14 protein-coding genes are annotated in these 12,182 nt (G+C 32.9%); all 14 read left to right on the forward strand.

Annotated elements, in window-relative coordinates; translation table 11 throughout:
- Positions 1-99: 99 nt before the first annotated feature.
- The 14 genes from AC3RV6_RS08145 (at position 100) to AC3RV6_RS08210 (ending at position 12,006) form a co-directional block, all read left to right on the forward strand.
- A complete protein-coding gene (locus AC3RV6_RS08145; protein WP_489749216.1) occupies positions 100-1,473 on the forward strand; it encodes a DHA2 family efflux MFS transporter permease subunit in 1,374 nt (457 codons plus the stop codon).
- 397 nt (positions 1,474-1,870) lie between these two features.
- Positions 1,871-2,032 carry a hypothetical protein gene (locus tag AC3RV6_RS08150; RefSeq protein WP_489748949.1) on the forward strand — a complete coding sequence of 54 codons (162 nt, stop codon included), beginning with the start codon at positions 1,871-1,873 and terminating at the stop codon, positions 2,030-2,032.
- A 20-nt stretch (positions 2,033-2,052) separates the two neighbouring features.
- Positions 2,053-2,571 carry a class I SAM-dependent methyltransferase gene (locus tag AC3RV6_RS08155; RefSeq protein ID WP_489749217.1) on the forward strand — a complete coding sequence of 173 codons (519 nt, stop codon included), beginning with the start codon at positions 2,053-2,055 and terminating at the stop codon, positions 2,569-2,571.
- 34 nt (positions 2,572-2,605) lie between these two features.
- Positions 2,606-2,806 carry a hypothetical protein gene (locus tag AC3RV6_RS08160; protein ID WP_489748950.1) on the forward strand — a complete coding sequence of 67 codons (201 nt, stop codon included), beginning with the start codon at positions 2,606-2,608 and terminating at the stop codon, positions 2,804-2,806.
- Between the two features lie 482 nt (positions 2,807-3,288).
- Entirely contained in the window at positions 3,289-3,651 is a 363-nt protein-coding gene (locus AC3RV6_RS08165) for a DUF4181 domain-containing protein (RefSeq protein ID WP_489748951.1), read from the forward strand.
- Between the two features lie 461 nt (positions 3,652-4,112).
- Complete coding sequence (locus AC3RV6_RS08170) at positions 4,113-4,562, forward strand: DUF4279 domain-containing protein (RefSeq protein ID WP_489748952.1); 450 nt, start codon at positions 4,113-4,115, stop codon at positions 4,560-4,562.
- 220 nt (positions 4,563-4,782) lie between these two features.
- Entirely contained in the window at positions 4,783-5,004 is a 222-nt protein-coding gene (locus AC3RV6_RS08175; RefSeq protein WP_489749218.1) for a hypothetical protein, read from the forward strand.
- A gap of 87 nt (positions 5,005-5,091) precedes the next feature.
- Positions 5,092-6,288, forward strand: a complete 1,197-nt coding sequence (locus tag AC3RV6_RS08180; RefSeq protein ID WP_489748953.1) for a DUF4085 family protein — start codon at positions 5,092-5,094, stop codon at positions 6,286-6,288.
- A gap of 480 nt (positions 6,289-6,768) precedes the next feature.
- Positions 6,769-7,605 (forward strand): DUF4839 domain-containing protein, encoded by an 837-nt coding sequence (locus tag AC3RV6_RS08185; RefSeq protein ID WP_489748954.1) that lies wholly within the window; start codon positions 6,769-6,771, stop codon positions 7,603-7,605.
- 183 nt (positions 7,606-7,788) lie between these two features.
- A complete protein-coding gene (locus AC3RV6_RS08190) occupies positions 7,789-8,193 on the forward strand; it encodes a hypothetical protein (RefSeq protein ID WP_489748955.1) in 405 nt (134 codons plus the stop codon).
- A gap of 715 nt (positions 8,194-8,908) precedes the next feature.
- The gene (locus AC3RV6_RS08195; RefSeq protein WP_489749219.1) at positions 8,909-10,435 is read left to right on the forward strand and encodes a WD40/YVTN/BNR-like repeat-containing protein; all 1,527 of its coding nucleotides are present in this window, start codon (positions 8,909-8,911) and stop codon (positions 10,433-10,435) included.
- A gap of 64 nt (positions 10,436-10,499) precedes the next feature.
- Complete coding sequence (locus AC3RV6_RS08200) at positions 10,500-10,658, forward strand: hypothetical protein (RefSeq protein ID WP_489748956.1); 159 nt, start codon at positions 10,500-10,502, stop codon at positions 10,656-10,658.
- Between the two features lie 175 nt (positions 10,659-10,833).
- Entirely contained in the window at positions 10,834-11,502 is a 669-nt protein-coding gene (locus AC3RV6_RS08205) for a DNA alkylation repair protein (protein ID WP_489748957.1), read from the forward strand.
- A gap of 261 nt (positions 11,503-11,763) precedes the next feature.
- Positions 11,764-12,006 (forward strand): hypothetical protein, encoded by a 243-nt coding sequence (locus tag AC3RV6_RS08210; RefSeq protein WP_489748958.1) that lies wholly within the window; start codon positions 11,764-11,766, stop codon positions 12,004-12,006.
- Positions 12,007-12,182 lie beyond the last annotated feature (176 nt).

Consider the following 12,182-nt stretch of genomic DNA (forward strand, 5'->3'; position numbering starts at 1 on the left):
CGCTTTTTACGATCAGTAACAGGAATGGAAGAAGGTCAATTAGTGGCAGATTTAATACAAGAAAAAATAAAAAATAATGAGTTGAAAGTCGCACCAATTATGATTGCCCTGCTTGTTAGTGGGTTTATTGGTTTATTTAGTGAAACGGCATTAAATATGGCGATGCATGACCTAATCAAAGAATTTTCTATTTCTCCGTCAACAGCACAGTGGTTAACTACGGGATATTTACTCGTGCTCGGTATTATAATTCCAGTTTCCGGATTACTTATTAAAAAATTTCCAACAAGGAATCTATTCATTACGAGTCTAATTTTTTCTATTGTGGGTGTACTGATTGCTGCAGTATCTCCGAGTTTCATCGTTTTATTAAGTGGACGAATTATTCAAGCGATAGGAACTGGGTTATTAATTCCTTTATTATTCCACACGGTTCTGATCCTATTTCCTCCTTGGAAAAGAGGAACTGCAATGGGTTTAGTTGGTCTTGTGATGATGTTTGCACCAGCTATTGGCCCGATTTCAGCCGGTGTTATTATTGATTATCTCGATTGGCATATGATCTTTTGGATTATCGCACCTATCCTTATTTTTGCTCTTATATTTGGGATTCTTTTTTTACCGAATTTAACCACCGTCCAGAAGAAAAAGATCGATGTCTTATCAATCATTCTCTCTACACTTGGTTTTGGCGGTATTGTATTTGGATTTAGCTATGCTGGTGAAGGTTGGTCAAGTCCAATTGTTCTTGTTGCTTTTATAGTTGGAATACTTGCTCTCATAATTTATATTTTTCGTCAATTATCTATTAAGGAACCTATGCTTCATTTGGAAGTGTTTAAGCATCCGATGTTTATGTTAGGGATTATATTAACTTTGTTTGCAAATCTAATTATATTTTCTTCTAATATTTTATTACCTTTGTTTATGCAGGCAGGGCTTGGGATATCTGCTTCAAAAGCTGGTCTATTACTGTTGCCAGGCGGTATTTTAAATGGTATTTCGTCTATGGTCAGTGGACGTATTTTTGATAGATATGGACCAAGAGGATTGGTTATAGTTGGATTTGCTATGAGTACGATTGCTGTGCTATTTTTTGCAACAATTTCATCAACGACTAGCTTTTATTTAATCATATTCTTCTTTATGTTATTAATGATGAGTATGTCAATGGTTACGACACCGTCTCAGACAAACGGAATTAACGCGTTACAGCTAGACCGGTATCCTGATGGCACAGCGATTGTTAATTCAATGATCCAAACATCTGGAGCAATTGGTACAGCCATTGGTATTAGTATATTAAATATGACGCAAACTAAATTCTTAAGTAATATAAGTGATCTTATTACTTCAGATCATCAAGCAGAAGCAATCATTTCAGGCGTACAGCATGCATTTATATTTGCAACAATCATATCAATTCTTGCTTTTGTTTGTTCTTTATTTATCAGGCGAGTAAAAGTAGTTTGACAGCTCAATTATTGATCTCGTAGTATATTTTTCACTTGACGATTTAAATCTTTTAAGTGACTATTGCCTGTGGAGAACACAACTCTGATGTAATTCTGAATAGTGTCGAAGTTATGCGTGCACAGGCAACGATTGTTCTTTTAATATTAATTTAACTAGGAATAATATTCAGCAAATGGGTGCAATTCTTGCAGAAGAATTTGCACCCTGTTTAGTAACAGTGCCAAAATGTGTAGAAAAAACGTAACTAAAATTGTAGGAGTGTCTTATAATTCAGAAAATTTATGCTACACTAGAAGATAATTATACTTAAAAAGCTATCAAGGTAATTCTCAATATACAAATAATGTCGAAGCAAAAATATTTCACACCAAAAATTTAAAGGAGGTATAAGATAGTGGAGAAACTATGGAATTTAGCCTTCCGAAAACAATTAAATATTAGGAGGCTAACAATGAAAAATGATAAAACGGAAAAAATAATTCCCTTTTATGGTGGGATAAAACCTGATTTATTTGAAATTGAAAGAAGATGTATGGATAGGTTATTCAGTTTTTAGATTCGTTCTTACCTAATGGTATTGTTTTAGATGTTGGGGCAGGAAATGGATATACTGCGGAAAAGTTAATACGCGAAGATCGTATCGTCATTCCTATGGAACCAGATGAAAAGATGATTGATCTAAGTAAAAATTTGACTTGGTCTAACGGTGTTGCTCAGTCAATACCATTTCATTCAAATACCTTTGATGCGATGTATTCTACTTGGGCATTCTTTTTTGATGGAATTTCAGACATTGATGAGGGATTAGATGAAATTGAAAGAATTGTCAAAGACGAAGGACATATTATCATAGTGGATAATTACGGTAACGATGAGTTTTGTAGCTTTTCACCAAATGATATTTCAAGCTCTGTATCTAAGTGGATAGAGCGGGGGTTTAAATACGAGATAATAGATACAGAATTTGTTTTTAATACTTTAGAAGAAGCGAAAAAACTTCTTACTTTCTATTTTGGAGAACAAGGTAATAAAGTGAATAAAACAAGACTTGAATATAAAGTTGTAGTATATACAAAGATAAAAAAACAAATCTAAAATTATAGGTAATAAAAAAGGAGGTATATGTATTTTGAATAAAAAGGTTCATTTGTACCATGTTACATTAACAAATGGTGAACTACTCGAAAACATTCGAATTAAAGGTTCACTTGAATGGAACTTTTCCGGTATTGCAGCAACTATGATTGCTGTGGAAGATGGCAACGGAAAAAATGTTGTATTGAGCAAGTATCATATTGTAAAAGCAGAACTAGTAAGCATCGAAGGTTAATTGGATTCGAATGCTTTATCTGTAATCGTGTGCAATTTTTGAAGGCGCATTGGGGCTGAAACAAGCCAAGCCAATTCAATAAAGATGCTAATAGAGGTAGATTGAAGTAACTGTCAATCATAGTAACGGGGACGAAACATATCACATTTAAATTGATTACAAAGAATATAGCACACTGAATATTGGGAGTTTTAGTTATAAAGTTGAAACAAAGAATAGCGAATTAATAAATTTTAGTTAGAGTGGTGCTTCTTTAAACAATGAAGGTATATATCAAAAAAAATTACCAGTTTCTAATAGTCCATCTACAAGTGTAAAAGAAGAGTTAGTGATAAAAGTAGAATGGAATAGAAATAGGAAAGATTTCACTTTAACAATCAAATGATTTTTCACCAAAGCATGCAGTTGTTGCGTAAGGATTGTACTAAAATTAGGCCAAAGTTCTATCTAGTAAATTAGGTTATGAAATCAGGAGTGATATCGTGAAATTTTTCGGGCTTTTTATAGTACCAATAATTTTAATTTTTCTATCAGGAATTCTCTTAAATAAATTATTTGGTGTAGAAAAAAAGAATATTTCAGAAACTCCGGGTAAAAGAATCGATCGATGGGGTAGAGGCATTATTACATTCGTTTTTTTATGTGCTCTTTTTTTGGGTGAAGTAACAGACCCACCTGTTATAAAATGGTTTATTCTCATTTATTTTATTGTGTACTTTGGTTTTCAATTTATTTTAGAATGGAAATACCTTAAAAGTTCCAATCAACATAAAGTCACATTTACGCATCTATTGATAATTTTGATTCTGATATACAGTGCACAATATTTATTTCAAATACTTTGATAAACTTTTGTGTTGATATTTAGAAAAGGTACAATTCTTGAAGAAGAATTGTACCTTTTCCAGTTATAGAGCCATTTTGTTGAAAATGATATGTTATTAAAGAGGTGTGATATTACGGGAGTTTATGTTCCAATCTACAAGTTTAAATTTAATGTCATTGGACTACTATTTATTATTTTGTCTATCGCTAAATATATGTTCGGGAGTGGTACTTATGTAGATGAAAATTCTTCGCTATTTGGGTTTAGTTTTCTTGAGTTAACGCTTTTATCATATCCGTATATTTTTATTGGATTATCAGTTTTATTAGGAAAAAGGTGAGCGTATTTAGAACTGACCTTAATTAATATAAAGACAAAGTTATTAAGCTAATAAGTGTAATAAATAAATTGATCTATGCTTTAATCGGGCCAATTTAAAGTAATTGATTTTGTGTAATCAAAAATACAAGAGGTGAAAAAATGGAGAAAACGAATAGCTATACTTACTTCTCTATACAAAGCAACAATATTAATGGTAAAAGAGGTTTAGCAACAAAAAAAGGGATTTTTAATTCAACTGAGATAACAAAAATATTGGATATACAACCATCTAACAGTTGGTCCTATGGTGATAAGAGAAAAGATGGGTCAACCTACTTGTTTTCTAATTGGAGTGCTGAAGAATCCGATGTAGCCAGGTTAGACATTGAAGCACAATGCTTAGAAACGATTCGCAACTTGAAATACAAAATACCAATCCTCAGGAAAATAAAAGAACAATTCGACGTGACATTTTTCATTATTATTGTACCCAGTATTTATGGTGGAGAAAAGCCTCAGATGAGTTTTAATAAGGAAATCATTGAATTCTGTTATCTGACAGATACAACGATAGGAGTGGATTTTTATATTTATCCAGAAGAAATATAGAGTTTAATTAGAGAATTGGGTACGATTGTGTTGTAAACTCTTGTGACAACTTCAAGGTTTTTTCAAACTGCAGAAATATAGTATGATTGAGATTAATTTCTGTTTTTCACACCAATTTTTGAAAATCCGTCTGTCGTTGGAAAAAGTGATTTTTTATTGAGCGAATAGCAAAAACACAAACAGAACTTCAATTTTCCAAGTAGGAGGTTAAAATATGACACTGAGATGGAAAAGAGAAAACATTATATTCGATAGCTTATACGAAGCAGATGTATGGGCCGATTCGATGGCAAATGAAATTTATGCAAGATTGTATGATGGTTATGACACACCGGATTATAAAATAGCTTATTCTTTAGCTTTTAGACTTGCTGAGATAGAAGAATTTAAAGTTATTACAAAAAAATCCATTCAAGATAGATACAAAGTTTGTGTTACTTAGAATAACGCTCTTTTTTTATTTTAAAAACAGGATACATTATCGATAATTATGAAAGTAAAGAGACTGAAAATAGGAAATGGTGATTTAATGTGGAATGTATCAAATGAAGCAAAAGAACAATTTTTAACAAATAATCTTCTTCCTATTCATGAAACGGACGACGAATGGGAGATGGCAATAAGAGAAGCGCAGGAAGATGGGGAAGATCTTTTTGAAAGTTTGAAAGTGGAGCTTGATGCAGTTAAGGGTGAATTACGCCACGTATTACCTCATCGTTTCATCCCGTATCTAGAAAATGGTACATTAAATCAGCCGTCACTGCCTAAAACAGTACGAGAAGATTACTTGCAATGGATGCGGGAGGCAGATAAGAAATTTGAATTAATCTTAGATGCTGCATATGAATGTAAAAAACAAGCTATTCCTTTTTTATCAACTGCTGTTCAGGACGTTTTTCAAGAAAGTTTCCATGATTCAACGATTGAGAGAATGGAGAGAGACGGGGATTCGCTGCACCTTTACGTTAATACCGATGGTGGTTTTTCTCAAATGTCGCTTATTCACCTCATTTTTAAAGGCGTTACAACTGAGGAAACTGATTTACCAATCCAGGTGGGCCAGTGGCTTATATATGACGAGTTGCAGAAAATTGATGACGGATTTGCGTTTCGTGTATTGTTTGAATGTCCTGAAACCGAGTGGACAATTACAACGAGGGGTATTGACGCTCAGTATTTTTACCGTCCAAAAGAATATACGAGGTTAAGAGATGAAGCGAAAACTGAAGAGACGTCAATTACGGAATATATTGCAGCATTAGATTTAGATTATCGTTATTGGTTCATTACACCGCATGTGAAATGCAGGATTCAATCGTTATCAGAAGAGATTATAATTGAGAATGGAACGATTGAAATTGGACCGAATGAAATGGTTGTTACGGTAGAAAATGAACGATTTTCATATAAGTTAAGCGAATACAATCCGATTAATTTTATTTATACAGATGTATATGAAAATCCATACGCACATTTTAATGAACCTGTTCCAAAAGAAGACATTGAAGCTGCTGCATTAAGTGAAGATTTAGAGTTACAAGTTCGTGCATGGAATACAATGTATGCTGATCCTAATGAGTTTGCGGACATTATCAATCGCTTATTGTGGGAAATGGAAATGAATGAAGATAATGAAATGATGCTGTGTGTTCATGTCAATCGCTTTTATAAAGAAGGGATATTGACAGATGCGATTATTGAAAAATATTGTATGTTGATTGAGTAGTGGGGCTTTCAAAGTCTACTTTTAAAAATATTTTTTCTCATGAATCATTTTTAAGAAATAGGTGCCTGTGGAATTCGAACGACGTTGTTTCCGTTGCAGATATATGCTTTCAGCTCATGCTTTTCTCGCAGAAGTCGCCGTCTCCCACTTCAATCAACTAGGTTCCGCTATGTAAAGGGAGTTATTAGTGGGCTCACGTTAAGCCCTCTGGAGTCGGCCATCATCCGCTACAAGACAATAAGTGTATTGAATATAAAGAGTCTTCAACAATTGGTCCATTATCCGGAATAAAGAAGATTACCTGAATTGTATAGGTTTGTAATAATTGGTGTTAAGCAAACTGTCCACTTTATTAGTTTGGTAATTGAATTTGTATTTTATAGCTTTATTTTGATGTAAATTCATCATTGTTCTGAAATAATGGTTAATTAATACTATCTTAAATGGGCGATAAATATGATAATTGGAGAACAATCAAAAATGAAGAATATGATAATTGGAGGACAATCAAAAATGAAGAAAATGGTTAGTGTTCTTATAGCTTGTGTTTTTGTTATTGCATTAACAGGATGTGGCGGAGAATCGGATAATCATGAGGGTGAAGCAAAAACGCCGTCAGGGTCAAGTGTTCAAAGTGGTAGCGATTACAAAGATGTTATTAATGATTTTGAAGACAAAGGTTTCACGAACGTCAAAACAGAAAAAAACGAGGATTTAATTACAGGGTGGATAACAGCAGATGGAGAGGTTGAAGAAGTATCTGTTGGCGGCGATGTAGATTATTCTCCAGATGAATGGATACCTGTGGATACAGAAGTCGTTATTAAGTATCATACATTCAAAAAAGAAGATACTGAGAGTGCTGTAGAATCTGAGAGTGTAACAGAATCTGAGGATAAGGATAATTCAAATGCGAAAAAACCAGATGAAGAAATCCTAACAGTAGAAAACAACAAAGAATTGGCAACAATACTTAGCACAAAAGATGAGACTAGTCCTCTTTTTAAAGAATTTGCTGAGAAGTATGTTGGAAGAACTATTGAGTTTGATGGGAATACCGCTTATGTGAGTCCATACAGGGATTATAAAACAAGATTTAATTATTTGATTTTTGCTGGTGAATTCAGTACAACTACTTTCTCGGGACCTGAATTCCAATTTAGAAATGTTAATTATTCTGGTTTACATCTTACAGGCGATAATATTCCTGACCCTTTTGGAGCAGGTAATAATATTCGTATCACTGCTAAGGTTGTGGAATTTGATGAAGATCCTAATCTTTTTCTACTCGAGCCAGTTTCTATCAAAATGAGATAAATATCTTTAACACGTACCTTAATTGGTTAATATGATACTAAATGATTGTTCAACAAATGGGGGCAAATCTTAAAGAAGAATTTTCCCCTTTTCAGTTACAGGGCCTTTAGAATGTTTAATTACTATCGAATTTGTGGGGAGAATTGAAGATCAGGATTGTTGAATAATACGAGGAGTGTATATATGTATAAATCATATGTGGTTTTTTTGCTGTTTCTTACAATATTCCTAACTGGATGTAGTGATGATAATAAGGCTTGGGAGCCGTATAGTCCTTTAAATACTTCTTCTTTAATGACACAATATGCAGTTCAAGGTAATTACGCACAGTTTCAATCCTTAGTACAAGAAGGATACGATGAAGATAGTATAAATGAGATGTATGAAACTGTGAGAAGCACTGCAACTAATAGTGCAGAAATAGACAGTTTTACTTTAGTCACTTTTGATAATGTTAAAACGCTGCTTGTACACTTAACGCCTGTTACGTCTGAAGAGGGGAAAGTGTTAATTCAAGATGTTATTGAAATTCCAATTGAAATGGCATCGTATATAAAGGATGAGTTAAATAAAAAGTATGAAAAGTAAAGTTGATTGAGAAAATGCCTTGAACGCTTACCCGACATTCGGGGGCTTTAACGGCAGAAGGTTAGTGCCTCAAACGGGCCAAATTATTAAAAAGATGAGAGAAAAAAGTCGTATTGGAAGGGGAAAATTGAAATGCTTTTCATATATTCATTGCTTGGATTTTTTATGATTTACTTCACTATTTTTGCAATACGAGCGATTATAGACGAAAAACATAAACATAATTTTATAATTTACACCATTCTTGCATCTATATGTGGTGGAGGAGCACTCTTTTTAGTTTTGTTAGGTGTATTGGGATAACTCAACTAAATGGTGCATTAACGGCAGAAGGTTAGTGCCTATACGGGCCAAATTCTGAAATAGATATAAAAAAGAGAGGTGGTGTAGAAAATGAGTTTATCCAAAAATAAATATGTTACAGGTGTTTTATTGATTGGAATAACGCTTTTGCTAGTTTTTTCTCTTTTAATTACTAGTACTAGTTATTTTAATACAAAGGAAATCAGGGCATTAAGTTCACAATGTCACGAAAACGGCGGAGAAGGGACATTAGAAATACATAATAATCTCACAAGCAAATATTCCTTCGAGTGTAGATAATTAAGAAACGTGTGCTGTAATCGCATAGCTTTGTACAAGAATCGGGGGCGATTATTCAATAAGGATTGTGCCTGTTTCCATCGAATGGGCTAATATACAAGCACTTTGTAAAATGAATCATACTCAAAATAATAAAAGCAATCACAAAATTGAATTAGGAGTGGTTTACATATTTAGGGGGAATCTGAAAAGGATATTTATATCATTATTAACAAATCCACTATTAATAATTGGGTATTGGATTTTTTGTTATGAATTGGCATCACTTAGCAAGTATGGAAGAATAAATAATAATATTTTTATTTTACTATTATCTATAGTTTTTTTAATTTCTATAATTACATTTACTACAATAAAAATGATGAAAAATAAAGAACTTGATCCCAAGAAATTAATAAATTTAAAGGCATTGAAATATATTTCTATTGTAACTATCCTTATAATAACATTGTTTTATGGAATTAAGATTTATAAAAGTGCAATAAATTATGGAGGAGAGCTCGCTTGGTTTATAGAAAGATTAAAAAATGAAGCTTCAGTTGAATTTGAACACCACAATATATATGTAGATGGAGTAGAAGGGGTTTTTAAAGATATAAATAAAGAATATGCTTTGCCAAAGAAATTATATATGGCAAATGATTTTTATCTTGAGTTTAATTCGGATGGAACCATCATATCTTTTGATACATTTATTTATGGGGAAAATGCTGATGGGAAGGATGAAAGTTACTTAATAACTTATGATGAAAATAAGTCGGCAAATATTACTTTAATATTAAATGGACATATAAATGCTGATTATGATGAGGATAAACTAGTGGAACCTTTAATTAAAACGGTTAAGGCTATTCCAGTTATGCATACAGTTAGTAAGTGGAATAAACGTAAGTATGGATTAGTTTATTACGGGAAAAGAAATTGGGGCTACAATACAGAAGGGATTATTAATGTTAATGAGGACGGTATGGAGCAGACTCCTGAAAAAGTAACTTCTGAAATAATTGGATATACGGTATCTATATTTGTTCCTGGAATGGAGAAAGAGATAATACCCGCTAGATATAATTTATTAGGTGACCCAAATTGGAGTAAGTCAAGTACAACTCAAAATCATGATAGTTATGAAGGAGATCGGCAAGAGATTTCTAATACCAATGAACAGTTTTATCTTTCAAAAGAAGTTGGTTATATATTAAATGTTACGGATAAAGCATTAGGAAGTACTTTTTATACACTCAGCAAGACAATTGATGGGGGTAAAACTTGGGGAGTTATAAATCAAAATCCATTCAATGGAACAGTTGGTAGTGCAGCGGGAATAACTTTTATTAATGATAAAATTGGATTTTTAAGGGCGGCAAGACCTTCTGGTACTGAAGGAGTGTTATATCGTACAGATGATGGAGGGATATCCTTCGAAGAGGTGAGTTATACCATTCAGGAAATGGAGTTAGATAGTGGACAATCTATAAATCCTTTTGATTTTCCAGGTTTACCCTATGAGAAAGATGGGGTTTTTAGTATGTTAGTAGGGCAAGGATCAGATGGAGATTATAATGGTAATAGTAGTGGGTATTATCAATCAAATGATAACGGCGAAACCTGGGAATATATAAAAGAGGTTAAAAGTAAATAGTATTATTAAATGGATAATTACAGATTAGAAAATATACTACTAGTGGGAAACAGGTATCTCTATAATGATAGTCTCATTATTTATTCAAAATGAAGAAGGAATTAGACTTTATGGCAGGGAAATATTTATTTTAGCTTTTGGCTTTATCTTGACACTAATTGGATTCTTTCTAAAAGGTAAGATTATTAAAGGCCGAAAATTCAAAACTGGATATTTAGGATAAAAAATAAATAGCATCTTATTGATAGAGGAACATAAATGCGAATTTGCCTACAATATTAAAAAAGGTAACCTATCCAGCTCACCACTGCAATGAGACTTATAACGAAATTAAGTTCTTGATATATCCCGGCAAGGCCATATTATGAAACAGTGCTTTAATAAAGGAGTTGTATAAAATGGATGAAAAAAAAGATACAGAAATAAAACGCTCTTTAAAAGCAGAAAATATTCTACTTCAGATCAATAGTAAAACTAAGCTAGGCGACTTACGAAAAATTGCGAAGGACATTAAAAAAGATCACGAACTAGCTATGGAACTTTGGTCAACCGAAGAGTTTTTGTCAAGACTATTAGCAATCTTAATTATGGACAAAAAACTTCTTTCACAAGATCTGCTAAATAAGCTTGATAAGGATATGCAGACTCACACTTTTGATGAGAGAAATAACTTAATGGATTGGTTAATGGCTAATCAGCTCACCAAAGACAAGAAGAAAATTGCATTGATGAAGTCATGGGGAAATAGTCCTTCTGCTCTTCAAAGGCGAGCTTTCTGGTATTACCAAGGGCGATTGAGATGGACTGGACAAACACCGCCTGATAACACTACAGACTTGCTATCTGCATTAGAAGCTAATATTACGCAGGAAGAACCGGAAGTTCAATGGGCTATGAATTTCACCGCAGGCTGGATAGGCGTTTATGATGAAAAGTATCGTGCACGTTGTATTAAACTTGGTGAGAAAACGGGTCTTTACAAAGATGTAATAGTAGCAAAAGGATGTACTCCCAGCTATTTGCCTGAGTTCATTACGATTGAAGTTAACAAACGACATAATAATTAGATACCTCTGAAAAATTTATTAGGGTTTAATGCGAAAAATAAAGAAAACAACGCATTATGGCAGCTAGTTAGTGATATATGCAAGGAAGATGTAAAGGATTAACCCACTATCTCTTTTTGATTTGTAGGGCGCTTATCTTTAAGAAGAACAACTTTCCAGCTGCGCAGTACAACGATGCTATTCATCAGAAAAAGCTGTTTTGAATAATCAACTGAGGATAGAATAGGTGTTTTAAATAGTGTAAGTAGTGGTGGAGATAATTTGATTTTCACAAATGTATTGCTAAATATAACTGGAGAACATATCGACTCAATCACTTATACGATAAATAAAGGCAAGTTTATAGAGGATGTTACACTTACAGCTAAAGAGCGTGAAGACAGAGAACGATTATTATTAGAAAAAGTATATATTATTTTTGGTGAGCCTGGTTCAGATATATACCAAGGTATAAAGGAAATCGGGAATACCTACACAGTAAAGTATAATGAACAGGATAAATAAGAATATACACTTGCAATTCCTCAAGATGGTAATCGTGTAATAGTTGAAGACATAATAATCGAAGTAATTGTAAAATATACAGATGGAAACGCTGAACAACAAGATATTGTTGTAACTCAAGAATCAGATTCTATCTCATTTCAGCTTAATTTATATAATCAAGCTGAAAATACTAC

The sequence above is a fragment of the Sporosarcina sp. So3-204 genome (genome assembly GCF_058068165.1).